13 protein-coding genes are annotated in these 17634 nt (G+C 53.3%); 9 read left to right on the top strand and 4 right to left on the bottom strand.

From position 1 onward, the window contains the following. Positions 1-68: 68 nt before the first annotated feature. Together F7R27_RS07225 and F7R27_RS07220 are read left to right on the top strand one after the other, a co-directional pair. Entirely contained in the window at positions 69-644 is a 576-nt protein-coding gene (locus tag F7R27_RS07225; RefSeq protein ID WP_151703552.1) for a PAS domain-containing protein, read from the top strand. 215 nt (positions 645-859) lie between these two features. Then, positions 860-3574 carry a glycosyltransferase gene (locus F7R27_RS07220; protein ID WP_151703551.1) on the top strand — a complete coding sequence of 905 codons (2715 nt, stop codon included), beginning with the start codon at positions 860-862 and terminating at the stop codon, positions 3572-3574. A gap of 35 nt (positions 3575-3609) precedes the next feature. Here the strand turns inward: F7R27_RS07220 and F7R27_RS07215 are convergent, their stop codons facing one another. Next, a complete protein-coding gene (locus F7R27_RS07215; RefSeq protein ID WP_151703550.1) occupies positions 3610-5250 on the bottom strand; it encodes a methyl-accepting chemotaxis protein in 1641 nt (546 codons plus the stop codon). 349 nt (positions 5251-5599) lie between these two features. On the opposite strand from F7R27_RS07215, the gene ugpB reads away from it, so the two are divergent. The 5 genes from ugpB to F7R27_RS07190 all read left to right on the top strand — a co-directional run bounded on the left by ugpB (position 5600) and on the right by F7R27_RS07190 (position 10682). Further along, the gene (gene ugpB / locus F7R27_RS07210) at positions 5600-6901 is read left to right on the top strand and encodes a sn-glycerol-3-phosphate ABC transporter substrate-binding protein UgpB (protein ID WP_151703549.1); all 1302 of its coding nucleotides are present in this window, start codon (positions 5600-5602) and stop codon (positions 6899-6901) included. A gap of 152 nt (positions 6902-7053) precedes the next feature. Further along, positions 7054-7935, top strand: a complete 882-nt coding sequence (gene ugpA, locus F7R27_RS07205) for a sn-glycerol-3-phosphate ABC transporter permease UgpA (RefSeq protein ID WP_151703548.1) — start codon at positions 7054-7056, stop codon at positions 7933-7935. Next, positions 7935-8786 (top strand): sn-glycerol-3-phosphate ABC transporter permease UgpE, encoded by an 852-nt coding sequence (ugpE, locus tag F7R27_RS07200; RefSeq protein ID WP_151703547.1) that lies wholly within the window; start codon positions 7935-7937, stop codon positions 8784-8786. The genes ugpA and ugpE overlap by 1 nt, the downstream gene beginning before the upstream one ends. 10 nt (positions 8787-8796) lie before the next feature. Then, entirely contained in the window at positions 8797-9876 is a 1080-nt protein-coding gene (locus F7R27_RS07195) for a sn-glycerol-3-phosphate import ATP-binding protein UgpC (protein ID WP_151703546.1), read from the top strand. Between the two features lie 29 nt (positions 9877-9905). After that, positions 9906-10682 (top strand): DeoR/GlpR family DNA-binding transcription regulator, encoded by a 777-nt coding sequence (locus F7R27_RS07190; RefSeq protein WP_240776276.1) that lies wholly within the window; start codon positions 9906-9908, stop codon positions 10680-10682. Positions 10683-10703: 21 nt separating this feature from the next. Here the strand turns inward: F7R27_RS07190 and F7R27_RS07185 are convergent, their stop codons facing one another. After that, positions 10704-13784 carry an efflux RND transporter permease subunit gene (locus tag F7R27_RS07185; protein WP_151703545.1) on the bottom strand — a complete coding sequence of 1027 codons (3081 nt, stop codon included), beginning with the start codon at positions 13782-13784 and terminating at the stop codon, positions 10704-10706. Continuing rightward, complete coding sequence (locus F7R27_RS07180) at positions 13781-15055, bottom strand: efflux RND transporter periplasmic adaptor subunit (RefSeq protein WP_151703544.1); 1275 nt, start codon at positions 15053-15055, stop codon at positions 13781-13783. Before F7R27_RS07180 ends, F7R27_RS07185 begins: the two co-directional genes overlap by 4 nt. A gap of 149 nt (positions 15056-15204) precedes the next feature. Here F7R27_RS07180 and F7R27_RS07175 point away from each other — a divergent pair, with 149 nt between their 5' ends. Beyond that, positions 15205-16254, top strand: coding sequence for a diguanylate cyclase (locus F7R27_RS07175; protein WP_168927451.1), 1050 nt, complete (start codon positions 15205-15207; stop codon positions 16252-16254). A 57-nt stretch (positions 16255-16311) separates the two neighbouring features. Beyond that, positions 16312-16950, top strand: a complete 639-nt coding sequence (locus tag F7R27_RS07170; protein WP_151703542.1) for a thiopurine S-methyltransferase — start codon at positions 16312-16314, stop codon at positions 16948-16950. Between the two features lie 55 nt (positions 16951-17005). On the opposite strand, the gene F7R27_RS07165 is transcribed toward F7R27_RS07170, so the two are convergent. Then, positions 17006-17509, bottom strand: coding sequence for a MarR family winged helix-turn-helix transcriptional regulator (locus F7R27_RS07165; protein ID WP_206060435.1), 504 nt, complete (start codon positions 17507-17509; stop codon positions 17006-17008). Positions 17510-17634 lie beyond the last annotated feature (125 nt).

The raw sequence follows: 17634 nt of genomic DNA, 5'->3' as shown, positions 1-17634 counted from the left end.
CAGCTGGAGAAAAGCTCCTGTTCAGATTGGATTGACCAAACGAAAATCAGACATGAAAGTGAAGCCATATGAGCAACGATGTATACATTTACCGGATTGACAGCACTGATACCATCATCAGCATCAGTGACAATTGGGGTGGCTTCGCTGATTCTAACGCTTGGAATAGCTATCAGGCGCCGGAAGAAGTGGTAGGACGCAAACTATGGGATTTCATTCAGGATCTTGAGACACAGCAACTGTATCAAGAGTTGTTTAAAAGAGTAAGAGCAGGGGTAAAAAGCTCAGTGACTATCCCCTTCCGTTGTGACTCTCCAGTTGAACGAAGATACCTTGAGCTTCAAATCGAGGCCTTGCCAGATGAGCAAATCAAAATCACTAGTACCATTTGCCGCACGGAACCCCGGCCCTATACCAGCCTGCTTGATACACAAATACCAAGATCATCAGATATCGTGACAGTATGCAGCATGTGCAAGAAACTGAAAATATCATCGGAGCAATGGGCTGAGCTTGAAGAAGGCTTAGCTCATCTCAGACTCTTTGAGGCTGACAAGGTGCCACAGTTGTCTCACGGACTATGTCGTTCATGTTTTCAGGTATCAATGAGAGAGTTGGATGGACCCTCTTGTTCTCATTCATGATGTACTCAGCAGGTTCATTACTGGTCAGCCCCCATGCAGTCACGTCACTCTGAAGGTTGGAGCCATAAGATTCCTCAAATAAACTAGCATGCAAAATTAAAATATATCCTCACCTTTTCATACGCGATCTGATCAGCTGTTGATATGAAAAATGTCAACGAACTGTCATACACAGCCCTTAAGCTGCCGGTAAACCCTGCGAAAAGAGGTCTACCGTGCAGCCAGTCATCCCGGATACAGCAAATTTTTCTGAGAAAGAGATTAGCCCTGGCTTCCACAAGACCGTGCGCTCAGAATATGAGCAGTTTCTGTTGCAGCAGAAACAGTTACTGATACCTGATGCTCCTGCTGCTGAAAATATCCTGCGGGTGGATCTGCACTGCCATGATCACAACAGCGATGTACCTGATGAGCTCTGGGGAAGACTGCTTAGGTTGCCCGAAACCTGGCTTAAAACAGAGGATCTGGTCAAGCGTCTGCAGAATAACGGCTGTGATCTGATCACCATCACTAATCACAACAATGCCCGCTCCTGCTGGGATCTGCTGGATAGAGGGTTTGATGTGCTGGTAGGGGCAGAATTTACCTGTCACTTCCCTGACTCTGAGCTGAGCATCCATGTACTGACCTATGGTTTCACACCCGAACAGGAGGTAATGCTTAACCTGCTGCGGCGCAATATCTATCACTTCGCTGGCTTCTGCCGTGAGCATGCCCTGCCGACGGTGCTGCCACACCCGCTTTTTTTCTATGCCCACGGCAAACAGCCGGATATCAGTCTACTGGAGAAGTTTGCCCTGCTGTTTGAGCGATTTGAGGTACTTAACGGACAGCGCGGTTACTGGCAAAACACGCTGACCAGAAGCTGGATAGATAGCCTGACACCTGAACGGATCGACTTTCTGTCACGGGAACACAAGCTGAACCCTTTTGAGTTCTGCACAGAACCCTATCGAAAACGCATGACAGGTGGATCCGACGATCATAACGGCATATTTGCCGGGCGCTGCGGTACCCTGCTCCAGGTTGATAACCTGCAGCAGAGACTGAAAGAGACCCCGGCATCCGTACTCGCACTCGAAGCGCTGCGTAATGGCCAGATGGCCCCTTATGGCGAGGTGGGGGAAGAGGAAAAGCTGACCGCAACCTTTCTCGACTACTTCTCGCAGGTTGCGATCAATATGAAAGACCCGGGACTGCTCCGACTGATGCTGCACAAGGGCTCCATGAATGACAAGCTGATTTGCCTGGGTATCAGCAATGTGATGCAGGAGCTGAAGCGTCATAAATATACCCTGACCTTCCTGGAAACCTTTCATCAGGCTCTGGCAGGAAAAAAACCAAAGCTGCTCGTTACTCTCGGAGTCAGCAAGGAGTTCAAGCCCCTGCTCAAGATGATCAAGAAGATCGCACGCACCCAGCGGCATGAGCCCGACCAGTTTCTGGCAGTGCTTCGGGAGGTGCTGCCGGCACTTTTTCGTGAGATATCGACGGTACTACTGCTGCGGCTCAAGGAGAACCTCTCGAATGTGGAGAGCGATCTGTTCAACACATTGAGTATCGATGAGCTGATCCGGCAGTTTGAGCTCCCCACTCATGCACGAACACTCTTCAGCAGCGAGCGCAGTCGTTCCACCGATATGGTGTCCCTGAACCTGTTGAAACTGATGGATAGCCTGACCTTTCCGGCACTGGCTGGAGTGGTGCTCGCGGGTGCAACACTGGCGAGCCGCCATGTACTCTATTCCAATCGCGAGTTCCTGAATCGCCTGGCGGATACCTTGGATCAACACCGCCACCCAGAACGTGTGCTCTGGCTCACAGACACGCTGACCGATCATAATGGTGTTTCATCCGTTCTGCAGAGTACGCTGCAAGAGATACAGGCTGACAACCTGCCTATCGATATGCTGGTCTGCCATCCGGACCTTGATGCACAACCACATCTCCATGTTGTGCGCCCACTGGCATCCTTCGACATGCAGAAACTCGGTGAGCAACTGATCCATATCCCTGATCTGCTTGCCATTCAGCGCATCTTTGAAGAGGGAGGCTATGATCGGATCATCTGCTCGACAGAACTGGTGATGGGTGTGGTTGCCCAGTATCTGAAGCACGCCTATTCGGTTCCGGCCTATTTTTTCATGCATACGGACTGGATAGAGTTTTTCAGCCACAGCAGTAAGCTGGATCAGCATGGAATGGACCGGCTACGGCGTCTTATCCGTGCTTTTTACCGTCAGTTTGACGGCATATTTGTCCTTAACAGTGACCACAAGGCCTGGCTCTGTGGACCAGACATGGGGATCGAACAGAATCAGGTGTTTCTGACACGTCACTGGGCAGACCCCTGCTTTATCAATCCGCCTCATCTGCCAACTGCTGCAGATGCAAGACCACCGGTCATTCTTTATGCCGGCCGACTCAGTGATGAAAAAGGGGTGATGGATCTGCCATTTGTGTGGGAGCAGATCCAGGCAGCCTGTCCCAATGCAGAGTTATGGATAGCCGGCAGCGGACCGTCACGGGAGAAGCTTGAAACAGCCCTGCCTGATGCACATTTTCTGGGCTGGGTTGGGCGAGAATCACTGGCAGCTGTTTACGCTGACAGTGATCTTCTGCTGTTACCCTCACGCTTTGATACTTTTGGCTGCGTTGTACTGGAAGCGATGGGCTGTGGTGTGCCCGTCATCGCATACAAGGAGAAAGGACCCAAGGACATTATCCGTCATGAGATAGATGGCTTTCTGACTGAGAATGCCGACGAAATGGCAGAGGCAGCGATTCGCTACCTCGCCAATCCATCCCTGCAAAGGCAGATGAAACTGGCTGCCAGTCAGCGAAATCATGACTACCAGCCTGCACAGATACTACTGCAGATGCTTCATGACTTGCGTATGGCAGGCCAGACCAGGCAGTACATCAGATAATGCCCGGCTCAGAAGGTTATTCCCCGATCACCGCCTCAGCACTGGAACCGGCTGACCATCTGGCGCAGCTCTGCTGAAATCTCATTAAGATCTTTGACGCTGTCTGCTGTTGCATGCATGGCTCGACTCGTGTTCTCGACCATCTGCGCAATATGATCAACTTTTTCCGCAATACTTCCACTTGCCAGACTTTGCTCCTGAGTCGAGTTGGCAACGCCAGTTACGCTCATCAGAGTAGATTCAGCACCCTGCTTGATCTGTGCCAGCAAAGCCGACGCTGACTCAGTAGCCATTACACCAGCCTCAACCTGAGGCAGTGCTGCATCCATAGTCTCGACTACCTGCCCGGTACCTGTAAGCACCCCTTCAATCATTTTCTCTATATCATTGGTTGCAGAAGCGGTACGCGCTGCCAGGGTTCTCACCTCGTCAGCCACGACAGCAAACCCACGGCCCTGATCACCGGCACGGGCCGCTTCTATCGCGGCATTCAATGCCAGCAGATTCGTTTGCTCTGCAATCTCCCGGATGACACCGGCAATTGAGGATATCTGAGTGGCATTGGAATTTAGGTCACTTACTTTTGCAGATGCCGTTTTAACTATCTGAGCTATTTTATTGATCTCATTACTAGCGCTACTGACCTGAGAGACACCCTGTTGTGCCAGCTCTGCAGAGGAGCGGGAGTTCTCTTCTGTCTCCCGTGCACTTTCAGAGATGTGACTGATACTGACCGTCATCTCCTCAATAGCCGCAGCCATGGAGGTGATCGCTTCTGATTGATCATTCGCAGCCAGAGCAACATCAGCGGAAGCAGCATTGATATTATCAGCATTTCGATGAACCTTTTCCGACTCCTCTCTGATCTCTGTAACTGTCTGCCTGATTGATACTACCATCGACTCAAGACCTGCCAACAGGCTTCCTTCAGGGGCATGGTCGATACGAATTGTAAGATCGCCGGCAGCAGCACGAGACATCAGATCAATAGCCAAGGATGGTTCACCCCCCACCTGCCTAAGGATACTGCGAGCTATGAAATATCCGGCACAGCTGATGATCAGCAGAATCATCAACGCAATCAGGCCGTCAGTGATCAACTGCCTGCGCAGATCGGCCGCCAGATCATCCATGTAGATACCTGTACCGATGATCCAGCCCCAGGGTTGGAACTGCTTTACATACTGAAGTTTTTCAACCGCTTGAGTGCCGCCTGGCCTTGGGAACTCTGTATCCACAAAAGCACCGGATGGCGTGGTTCTGACTGCTGCAATAATATCCTGAATCGTATAACGCCCCTGTCCATCCCTTATCTCGTTGCTCATGTTACGCCCTTTGAACGCCGGATTGACATGCGCCACTCCAACACCCTCCATCGTCCAGGCATAGACATATTCTGCTTTTCCATCAGCGCCGCCGTAACGGCCAGCCAGAAACATCGCAGCTGCAGCTTCCTGTGCTGCCTCTCGCGTCAACTCTCCCGATTGTTCAAGCGCATGAAAGTGCGAGGCGATACTATGCGATGACTCAATCACTGACTGAATCACATCCATGCGTCCCTGTGTCAGATCTCGTTTGGTAGATATCAGAGAGGCCATAGTCAGCGCAATCACACCAAACACAGCCAGCAGAACGAGCAGAAAAATACGCACTCGCAGAGAGAGTTGTCGAAACATGAATGACCCCTTTATTAGATGAGTTGTGATGGGTAAAACAGGTCGCGCATCTTATATCAGTGATGATTTATTTATCTATAGCACACTTTCTACAAACCACGTATGGAGAGCCCTGTTCCAAAACCTCATTGACTGAGCGTCACTTTAGAAAGCCCACCTTCTGTTGTTTTCAAATGAATGACAACTGTCATCATTCAGTTACCATTTCGTCATACTCAATCATTAAAATGATAAAAATTAGGTGACAAAACGAAAATTATTGGGCTAGATTGAAGGTTCAGAGTTCATTTATGCACTTAGTGAATATTCAAATGAACCCAATATAACAACAACACTCTGAGGAACCCCTATGAAGAAGACGCTGATTGCAGCCTTTATCTGCTCGCTGAGCGCAACACCTGCGCTGGCTAAAACCGAGATCCAGTTCTGGCATGCCATGGGTGGAGCACTGGGCGAAAAGGTTGAGGATGTGGTGGCTGGTTTTAATGCCTCACAGAACGAGTACCAGGTCAACGCCAGCTACCGCGGCAACTACAACGACACCATGACTGCCGCCATTGCAGCCTTCCGCTCCAATCAGCAGCCTGCGATTGTGCAGGTCTACGAGGTGGGAACAGCAACCATGATGGCCGCTGAAGGCGCCATCTACCCAACCTATCAGTTGATGGAAGAGTTCAGTAAAGGGTTTGACCAGTCTGATTACCTGAGCAGTGTCACCGGCTATTATGCTGATCAGAACGGTAATATGCTCTCCATGCCATTCAACAGCTCCACTCCTGTGCTTTATTACAACAAGGGTGCGTTTGCGAAAGCGGGTCTGCCGGATCGCGGCCCTGCCACCTGGGCTGAAATGGAAGAGTTCGGTCAGAAACTGCTCGATGCCGGTTATGCGTGCGGTTTCACCACTGCCTGGCAGTCATGGATCCATCTGGAAAACCTGTCAGCACGACATAATGTTCCCTTTGCCAGCAAGGAAAACGGCTTCGGTGGCACGGATGCAGAACTGCAGTTCAATGGCCCTGTTCAGGTTGCCCATATCGAGAAGATGGGTGAGTGGCAGAAAGCCGGTATCTTCAGCTATTCCGGTCGTACCAACGAAGGCTCGGCCAAGTTCTACAGTGAAGAGTGTGGCATGTATACCGAGTCCTCAGCAGGCTATGCCGGCATTAATGCCAATGCTCAGTTTGAGTTCGGTGTCAGCTCACTGCCCTACTGGGATAACGCTATCGAAACACCTCAGAACACTATCATAGGTGGCGCAACCCTCTGGACACTGCGAGGACATGATGATGACGCGTATCGCACAGTCGCTGCGTTCTACGACTATCTGTCTGACCCCGTAGTACAGGCGGACTGGCATCAGTTCACCGGCTATCTGCCGATCACCTACTCTGCCATCAAACTCTCTGAAGAGCAGGGATTCTATGAGCAGAATCCTGGCACTGATACTTCCATCAAGCAGATGACCTCTGTTGAACCAACCGAGAACTCAACAGGGCTGCGTCTGGGTAACTTCCCGCAGATTCGCGGCATCATTGATGAGTCGCTGGAATCAGTATGGAATGGTACAGCTTCTGCACAGGAGGCACTGGATCGTGCCGTCAGCCGTGGTAACGAGCAACTGCGTCGTTTCGAGCGCGCCAATCGCTGATAACCCGGCGTATGGCTGAGCTGATCCGGGCGAGTAAACTCATTTGATCACACATATGATCACACATATGAGTTGCTCAGCCCGGACCTTCCGTTTCGCGATCCTGCCTCATCTTTAAATGCGGCAGGGTTTTCGGGTCTGAGAGCGCTACGATGCACGATACCGTTGTTTTCAAGAATAAGATTCTGCCCTACTTCCTGCTGGCACCCCAGTTGATCATCACACTGGTGTTTTTTATCTGGCCAGCCGGTCAGGCGCTCTATCAATCCTTTCTGATAGAGGATGCCTTCGGATTTTCACGCGAGTTTGTCTGGTTCGAGAACTTCGTCTACCTGTTTCAGGACCCTGAGTACTGGAACTCAATGAAGGTCACCTTTCTGTTCAGTGCCATGGTGGCAGTCACTGCAATGGGGGTTGCCTTGCTGCTGGCTGCAATGGCTGATCGCGTACTGAAGGGAGCCGGCACCTACAAGACCCTGCTGATCTGGCCCTATGCCGTTGCCCCGGTAGTCGCAGCTGTTCTGTGGTGGCTGATGTTCAACCCCTCCATAGGTATTCTGCCCTACTGGATGAAGTTCGTCGGTCATTACTGGAACCATTATGTGAATGCCGGTGAGGCGATGACTGTCGTCGTGATCGCTTCTGCCTGGAAACAGATCAGCTACAACTTCATCTTTTTCCTTGCCGGTATGCAGGCGATTCCCAAGTCTTTGATCGAAGCGGCGGCTATCGATGGTGCGAGTCCTTTCAAGCGCTTCTGGCAGATAGTTTTCCCGCTGCTCTCGCCTACCGCCTTTTTTCTGCTGGTGGTGAATGTGGTCTATGCCTTCTTTGAAACCTTCGGTGTGATCCACGCCACTACGCTGGGCGGGCCAGACAACGCCACCCGCACGCTGGTGTACAAGGTCTATGAAGATGGTTTTGTCGGACTTGATCTTGGCAGCTCCGCTGCGCAGTCGGTCATTCTGATGATCCTGGTGATCGCCCTGACGGTGATTCAATTCCGCTATGTCGAGCGCAAGGTGCAGTACTGATGATAGAAAATCGCCCCTGGCTAACCGCCTTTCGTCACCTGATGCTGATCTTCGGCATTGCCGTGATCGGCTTTCCCATCTGGATCGCTCTGGTCGCAGCCACCCATCCTTCGAGCGCTTTTTTTTCCGGCGTGATGCCCCTGTGGTTCGGCGAGCAGGGCCTGAACAACTTTGAGCGGGTATGGAACAACGACGACCGGGTACTTGGCGTCACCGTTTCAGCCTCCTGGATGATGTGGAACAGCTTTATCATGGCGATGGTGATTGCGATCGGCAAGATCACCATCTCCCTGCTGTCGGCCTATGCCATCGTCTACTTTCGATTCCCCTTCCGCCGCACCTGCTTCTGGATGATCTTTTTGACCCTGATGCTGCCGGTGGAGGTACGTATTCTGCCCACCTACGAGGTGGTGGCCAGGCTTGGCATGCTCAACTCCTATGCTGGCCTGACCATTCCGTTGATCGCCAGTGCCACGGCCACCTTCCTGTTTCGGCAGTTTTTCCTGTCGATTCCGAGTTCACTGGTGGAAGCAGCCAGAATTGACGGCGCAGGTCCATTCAAGTTTTTCAAGGATATCCTGCTGCCTTTGTCGGTGAACAATATCGCGGCGCTGTTCGTGATTCTGTTTATCTATGGCTGGAACCAGTATCTCTGGCCACTGCTGATCACCACCGACGAGGATTACTACACCATTGTAATGGTGATCAAACGCCTGATGACCGCCGGGGAAGGTAATGTGCCCTGGAACATCATCATGACCACCACTGTGCTGGCGATGTTGCCACCGGTGATCGTTGTCATTCTGATGCAGAAGTTTTTTGTCAAAGGCCTGATAGAGCAAGAGAAATAAGGGGTGCCACGTGGCAACAGTTTCATTAAGACACATCAATAAAAAGTATGACAACGGCTTTGAAGCGATCCATGATCTGAATCTGGAGATACCCGATGGCGAGCTGGTCGTGCTGGTCGGTCCATCCGGTTGCGGAAAATCCACCTCGCTGCGCATGGTCGCAGGGCTGGAAAGTATCAGTGGCGGCGATCTCTATATCGGCGACACCCGCGTCAATGATCTGGAGCCCGCCGAGCGCGATATCGCGATGGTGTTCCAGAACTACGCGCTCTACCCGCATATGTCGGTGTTTGACAATATGGCTTATGGTCTTAAAAACCGCGGAGTGCCGCGGGATCAGATCAAGCAGAAGGTTGATCGTGCTGCCGCAACGCTGGAGATCAGTCACCTGCTGCCCAATAAGCCGAAGCAGCTCTCGGGTGGCCAGCGCCAGCGTGTAGCGATGGGTCGGGCGATTGTTCGTAATCCCAAGGTGTTTCTGTTTGACGAGCCGCTATCAAATCTGGATGCAAAGCTCAGAGTGCAGATGCGCATCGAGATCAAACGCCTGCAGCAGGAGTTCGGTACCACCTCGATCTATGTTACCCACGATCAGGTCGAGGCGATGACTCTCGCCGATCGTCTGGTGGTGATGAACAACGGGCGTGTGGAGCAGATGGGCCCACCACTGGAGCTGTATGAGCGCCCGGAAACTCAGTTCGTTGCCAGCTTTCTAGGCTCACCCGGTATGAACTTCATGTCTGCCAGAGTCGATGCCAACTGCCTGCACCTGCCCGGTGGACATCAGCTCGAAATGGGGCAGGCCATTGATCTCACGAAGCTTCAGCAGCAAGAGCTGGTACTGGGACTGAGGCCAGAGCATCTGGAAGCCTGCGAGATGCCAGATGCCGACTTTGTGCTGCAAGTCGAGATGGTCGAGCCGCTCGGCGCAGACACCCTGCTCTATGGTCGCCTGCCCGGCAATGAAGATCTGATGGTTGCCGAACAGTCCGGTAAGATCCGCTATGAACGGGGCACCAAAGTGCCTTTACGTGTGGATCGAAGCAGCATACATTTGTTTGATAAGGACTCACAGCGACGGATCGTTTGATACCTGCCACTCTACTTGCAGACTGATTGATGATGAGACTCACTGAGCGCCAGCACACCATTCTTGAATGGATTCGACAGACTGAACATCTGGAGGTGGAGCTGATCGCTCAGCGCTTTGATGTCACAACCCAGACGATCCGCAAGGATATCAATCAGCTCTGCGAATATGGCCTGTTACGGCGACGGCATGGTGGCGTCAGCCTGCCGTCATCTGTCACCAACCTATCCTTCACCTCACGTCAGATCATCAATCAGCATGCCAAGCAGCGGATCGCCTCCCATCTGGCCAGTTTGATACCTGATAACGCCTCGGTGTTTCTCGGTATCGGTACCACCATCGAGTTTGTTGCCCGTGAGCTGTCGGATCATAAGGGGCTGACAGTCCTGACCAATAACCTGAATGTTGCGTCACTGCTGTGCAACAGCCCGTCGATTCAGGTCATGGTCGCTGGTGGTCAGCTACGCCACAATGACCATGATGTGGTCGGGGAGGAAACCACCCGTTTCTTCAGCGAGTTCCATGCGGACTACGGCGTGATCGGTACGGGCGGCCTGGATATCCGCCACGGACTGATGGATTTTGATGTTCGAGAAGCAGCCGTCAGCAGGGCCATATTGAGCAACTGCCGACAGAGGATTCTGGTGGCAGACCAGAGCAAGTGGGGGCGCAATGCGCTGGCAAAGATTGCCCCACTGACCCAGATCGATCTGTTCATCACCGACCACCTGCCGGCTACCGCAAGATCTGTGATACCCGACAGCATGACCCTTATCACAACTGATGTCACAACCGATAATGACTGATCGCCCACCTGCAACCGAGCACTAACGCTCCACCACCGCCAGCAAGGCGGGAATCACCACCAGCACCAGCACCGTCGATACACCCAGACCAAACACGATCGATACCGCCATCGGAATCAGAAACTGCGCCTGCACCGAGGTCTCGAACAGGAGTGGCATCAAGCCGGCAATGGTGGTAATGGAGGTGATCAGTACCGCACGTAATCTCAGGCAGGAAGCCTCGACAATCGCCTCGTGACAATCCATTCCCTTCTGACGCAGCCCTTGATAGAAGCTGACCAGGATGATCGAGTTGTTCACCACGATGCCGGTCAGACCAAAGAGTCCGAAGAAGGAGAGTATGGTCAGCTCCAACCCCAGCATCCAGTGTCCGGCTATTGCTCCGAGCAGACCAAAAGGGATGATCGCCATCACCACAAGCGGCAGCAGATAGCTGGCAAACATCCAGGCCAGCACAATATAGATGGCTGCCAGTGCAAACAGCAGCCCCATGCGCATATCCCCCAGCGTTTCCTGCTGATCCACTGCACGCCCCTGAAAAGACCAGTCCAACCCATAGCGGGTCGCCAACTCAGGTAACACATCACTGGCCAGACGCTCTCTGATCAGGCCGGCATTTCCCTGTGCACGATCCACCTCAGCCGAGACATGGATGGCCAGGCGTGCATCTGCATGGCGCAGGGTTTCGAACCCCGGTTGATAATCAAACCCGGCCAGATGATCCAGCGGACTCCAACCGCCCTGTGGCAATGGCAGTGACAGGCGCTCCAGTGTCAGGGTGTTGTGTCGCTCCGCATCCGGCAGGCGGACACGCACTTCCACCTCCTCCAGTCCATCCTGATACAACTGCACCAGAGCCCCACCAAACAACCCTCGCAGCTCAGCTGCCATGCTCTGCGGTGTAAAGCCGAGGGCGACGCCCTGTGGACTGAGTCTGACCAGCAACTGCTCACGCCCATAGGGTGTATCATCCTCAATCGCATAAAGGCCTGGCGTTTCCGACATGGCATCTGCCAGCTCCAGTGCAGCCAGTTTAAGTGTCTGCGCATCCACCCCTGTCAGGCGGATATCCACATCACGCCCCGGCGGTCCGCCGGTCACAGCCGTTATGATCACCGCATCCAGACCCGGCACGCGGGGTATCTGCTCGCGCCACATGCGGATTAACTGCTGGTTACTGATCGCGCGCCGATCCGGAGAGGTCAGCTCAACCAGCATCGATGCAAACTGATCTCCTCTTGGCCCGCTGCCATCACTGGCGATCCCCTGCCCGAGCCGCGTCACCTTGACTCTGACCACCGGCTCCTCGAGTGAGGCTTCCACCTCTTCCAGTGCGACTTCAACCTGCTGCATGAACCGCTCAACCTGCTCGGGTGCCGTACCAGCCACAAATGAGATATTCGCTCTGACGGTCGTACCATCGGGATTGGGGAAGAAGGTAAAGCCAACACGACCGCCCGCCAGCAGACCAAAGGCAAGAATCAGCAACGCTACCGCAGCGGCCAGCGTAACGCCTCTGGCACGAATCGAGGCCGTCACCAGACGCCGAAAGGGCTTTTGCCTGAAATGCTCCAACCCCTGCTCAAACCGGCCTCTGAACCCCTTCTCCTCCTCTTTGAGCTGCGCACGGGATACGGCAAGACCTTTGCTTAGCTGATGCGGCAAAATCAGAAAGCTGATCAGCAAGGTCGCCAGGATCACACAGATCACTACCAGTGGTATCTCAAACAGTATTTTGCCGATAATGCCGCCGATCAGCATCAGCGGAAAAAAGGCCGCAACCGTTGTCAGCGACGAGGCGATCACCGGCGCCAGCATCCGCCTTGCGCCCGTCAACGCGGCTTCCTGAGGTGATTTACCTTCACTGCGTAGCGTATAGGCATGCTCACTGACCACTATGGCATTATCAACAATGATCCCCAGCGACATGATAAAACCGAACAGAGACATCATATTGATGCTGCCTCCGGCCAGATAGAGCGCCACAAAAGCGGTCGTGAAGGCGATCGGAATACCCAGCGCCACACGTATCGCAAGGCGCCCGCTGAGAAACAGAAACAGAATCGCCAGCACCAGCACCAATCCACCCAGCCCGTTTTTCAACAGCAGATTGATACGCTCGCTGATCAACTGCCACAGCTGATCATATACTTTCAGCTCAATACCTGGCGGCAGACTGCGCTCGGTTTGCTGCAGCCAGATCCCGAACCGCTTCGCCGCATCCAGTGCATCGGTGTTTTCGGTCCGTTGCAACAGCAACTCCAGTGCGGGTTGCTGCTGATAACGCACACGCGTTTGCCCATCCCTGGCCCGTCGCTCAATATGTGCAATATCGCCCAGTTGCAGCCAACCCTGCTCGGCACTGTTGAGCACGGGTAGCTGTGCAAAATCATATTCATGGCGCGCCTGTTGCAGCACCCGCAGTTGTCGCCCACCCTGATCACGCCCGAACTGACCAGCTGGCTGATCCGTGGTAAAGCGTGCCAGGTGTTCGGCCAACTGGCGGGGTGTTTTATCCAGCGCCTGCAGCATTTCACTGCTGACCTCAATGGCTACCAGTTCCGAAGGCAAGCCGGTGAAATCGACTTTCTCGATACCGATATCCAGTAGCTCACGCTCAAAACGGCGGGCAAGCGCGCGCAGCTCTGCCATGGAATCAGAACCGGACAGCAGCATGCGCACGATCGGCTCATAGCGAACGATACGATTCACAACCGGTGTTTCGGCATTGAGCGGAAGGTTGCGCTGCTGCGCGACACGATCCTCCACCTGTGCCAGCGCCTGCGCCATATCGACCCGATCACGAAACTCAAGGGTGATGGCCGACACTCCGAGGCTGGAGGTAGAGGTGATCGACTTCAACCCATCCACCGTTCTGAGGGACTGCTCCAGTGGGATCGTCACACTGCTTTCGACATCCTCAGCACTCGCCCCGGTCCAGACCACTCGCACACTGACAAAATCCAGAGCAAAGTTGGGGAAAAACTGAGTGTTCAGCTTCATCAAAGACCAGAAACCCGACAGCAGCATCAGCACAATCAGCAGATTACTGGCCAGTCGATGGTTCAGAAAGAGCGCGATAAACCCCTTGCGCGGCATCATGACCCCTCTCCGGGTATGCTGAGCTGTTCAACCACTTCTACTCTCAATCCCTGCATCGCCTGGGGTAAACGGTTTGCCAGCAGCTGATCGCCCTCGCTCAGCTCTGTAGCACTGATCAGCAGACCTGCTTGCCCATTGCGGCGCGTTTCGCCCAGCACATCAACGGTCAACGACTGTAAGCGCCCCTCTTTGATCAGATAGACCCTGTCACGTCCATGCAGGGCTTCAGCCGGTATCCAGACACTCGCGCCATTGATCGGCAGGCGCATCCAGGCCTCTGCAAAACGCCCCAGTGGCAGACGTTCAGCATGCCCCTGACCCAACCGGAAACCGGCAAGAACAGCAGCCGACTGATCCGTTGCGGCAGCAAGACGCTCAAGCACGAACACATAATGGCTGCCATCAATATCAGCAAAGGCCTCCAGGGTGATATCAGAAGCCAGCGCATCTTGCAGCTGCGGCAGATAGCGCATCGGAATGCGGCTTTCCAACTCTATATCGATGGGTGAAAAGTGGGTCAGCAGTACTGTATTCGCAGTGACTCTGTCGCCCGGCGCCACCATCAGATCCACAATGCGCATGTCAGTAGCTGCCACCACATGCGTTGCCTGCAGATTCCGCTCTGACAGCTCCAATTGACCTCTGGCGCGCACTCCGGCTGCTTCAAGCTGCTTCAGACGCGACGGATGCTGGCTGACCGCCAGTTCTCGATTCATCAGCGCCAGTTGCTGCTGCAGTAATGACTGCTCTGCCAGATCCACATCACGCTGCGCCGCACGATTCCCCTCTGCAAGACTTTTGATGCGCTGCAGTTGGCGCTCAGCAAGTGCCAGCAGCTCTCGCTCCTGCTGCAGCGCCTGTCGATCCAGCGCATGCTGGCTGACACGCTGCTCAATCTGTGACTCCAGATCCTGAAGTTCAGCCAGCCGCTGATCACGCTCAACCCGTGCATCAGTCGGATCCAGCTCCAGCAACAGGTCGCCAGCGACAACCATCTGACCAGCCTGCACTGCCACACTGACCACATCACCTGCCGATCTTGCACGCAGACTGGCGGTTGAATCGGTACCTATCTTGCCAAACAGCCTCACCTCAGGAGACTGCTCGGCTATCGCCACGCTCAATGCGGCGACGGGCCAGCTTCGCTCCTCATCACCAGCCGGTGGTGCTTCAGGTCTGGTAGATTTAAGATGGAGAAATCCAGCAACAGCGACCAGTATGAGCAGCACGGGTAACAGGTAGCGAACCAAATGTGATCTGAGTCCTGACATGAACAGGTAGCCTGTATGAATTAAGATAAGATTATGCTTATATAGTATAAGAGTTTGTTACTATGGCACAGTCGCCATACTGGGAAAAAGTCTGTTATTCTTCAATTGCCATATTGAGCATTAGACTGCTGAAGGGAAACTGCCATCTGATGAAGAACATGACAGCCAGACCCAGATCCGACAGTGAGCTTTTCCTTGCGGTAACCCGAGCGGCCAAACGCCTCAACGAGAGCGTCAACTGGCAGGAAGGTATCACTCAGTTTCTGGAGGAGCTTGGTGTCAATACGGGCTCAAGCCGTGTCTGGATGTTCAAGCTGATCGAAAAAGGTGATGACTATTACATTACCGAGTATCTGCACGAGTGGGCCGCTCGGCCGGAACTGTCGAATATTGATGATCTTCAGTTGCATCATCAGCGTGTCGAGATCAAAGACCAAGTCGTCAAAGACCTCTATGAAGCGCGCCTGAGAGGCGAATGGTGTCAGCATCATCGTGCCAATTTAAGCGGACATCTTCTGCAAGAGTTTATCCGACAGGATATTCACTCCATGCTGACTATTCCGATCATGGTGAACAATCAGTGGTGGGGAATCCTCGGTTTTGATGATTGTGATGGTCCCAAGTCCTACCCTGAGAGCTATGTTGCCGCGCTGGAGATAGCCTCGGTGCTGCTGACCAATGCCATCCTCCGTGCGCGTCTGCACTGGGAAGCCAATCACGACTACCTGACGGCGCTCTTCAACCGACGCTATCTGATCAAACTGATTGAAGAGGACCTGCAGCAGCAGAAATCCGGTCAGTTCACCATTCTGGATATCGATTTTTTCAAACAGGTGAACGATCAATATGGACATCAGGCTGGTGATGCCGCGTTGGTGCATCTGGCCAGGACGCTGAAAGCCCACCTGCCCTCACATGCACTGCTGGCCCGCTTTGGGGGTGAGGAGTTTGCGCTCTGGCAACCGGACTCTGCTGCACAGCCTTCAGTAGAGATTGAGAAGCTTCGCAGGGCGTTAGCTGATACACCCTTTATCTGGAAGGAAGAACCGGTCACGCTGACCGCCAGTTTTGGCTGTGCTTATGCCAGCCCGGGTCTTCATGAGAGGGTTGATGACTTCGAAACCCTCTTTGCCCGTGCCGATTCAGCACTGATGAAGGCCAAACTGAAGGGTCGCAACCGAGTGATCATCGCTGAGTAAAGCGCTGGGTAAATAGCTGATTAAAAACACACGCATATTGATTAAAGAGGATACAACGTGGATCACCAATTCTGGCATGAGCGCTGGGAACAGAACCAGATAGGCTTTCATCAGTCAGAGATCAATGCCTATCTGAACAGCCACTGGGCTGAGCTTGGCATACCCAATGATGCACCTGTGTTTGTACCCTTGTGTGGCAAAAGTCTGGATATGCTTTGGCTGCGTGAGCAGGGGCATGCTTTGCTGGGTATCGATATCAGCGATGTAGCCCTGCAAGCCTTTTTCACTGAAAACCAGCTCCCCTCCACTGTCAGCAAAACCGATCGCTTCACTGAGTACAGCACGGATGGAATTAAACTGCTCGGAGGCGACTTCTTTGCACTGACCAGAGAGGATCTCGGTGAGATACGGGCAGTTTATGATCGTGCGGCCCTGATCGCTCTGCCGCCCGATATGCGTAAGGATTATGTACGCCATATGGAGAAACTGCTGCCAGCCGGTGCTCGTATTCTGCTGATTACACTGGAATATCCGGATGGGATGCTCAAGGGACCACCCTTCAGCGTTCCTCAGTATGAAGTGGAAACCTTATACCAGGAGGGCTTTGATGTGACATTCAAAGGACGCTGGGATGGTCTTGGACCAAAAGGCAAACCTCTGAAGGAGGTGGTTTACACCCTGCAGCGTAAACCCTGACCGCGCTCTTTCCAGCCAACAGAGCCAGCCATCAGTGCAAGCTAACAGGCTCAGTTTAAATATCCTGAGCCTGTTTTTTGATACGTGCCAGCATGCTCAGACACTGATCAATCTCATGATCATCCACGACACTCATGATCTCCCGTATCCAGACTTCATGCTCAGCCGCCATCTCGCGGAATTTCTCCGCACCCTTGGCTGTCATGCGGATGCGGTAAACCCGGCGATCTGAGCTATCCATCTCGCGTACCACGAGATCATCACGCACCAGTTGATCAGTCAGGCCTGTGACATTACCACCCGTGACCATCATCCGCTTGGACAACTCGCCCATCGTCATGCCATCCGGCTCTCTGTCCAGTTGGGCCAGATAATCAAAGCGCGGCAAGGTGAAGGCGAACTGCTCGTTCAGACGTTTGCGGATCTTGTTCTCGATCAGGTTGGTGCAACTGATCATCTTGAGCCACAAGCGTAATGCCTGATGTTGATCTGTCAGACCTTCACTGCCTGGCGCCCCTTCCCTGGTGAGCGCTGATGCACTGTATTTATCAGCCGACACAGGCTTACTCCCTTTGTCTGAATGAATCAGTTACCGATAACTCAATGAGCGATCGGTTGTTAATGCCGATTGTTAATACCGGTTACTAACCCTGAATATAATAGTTCAGTTAATTTTAGATTAGA

The organism is Nitrincola alkalilacustris (assembly GCF_008973755.1).
GTDB lineage: Bacteria > Pseudomonadota > Gammaproteobacteria > Pseudomonadales > Balneatricaceae > Nitrincola > Nitrincola alkalilacustris.
This window is presented reverse-complemented; position numbering and strand designations above follow the sequence as displayed.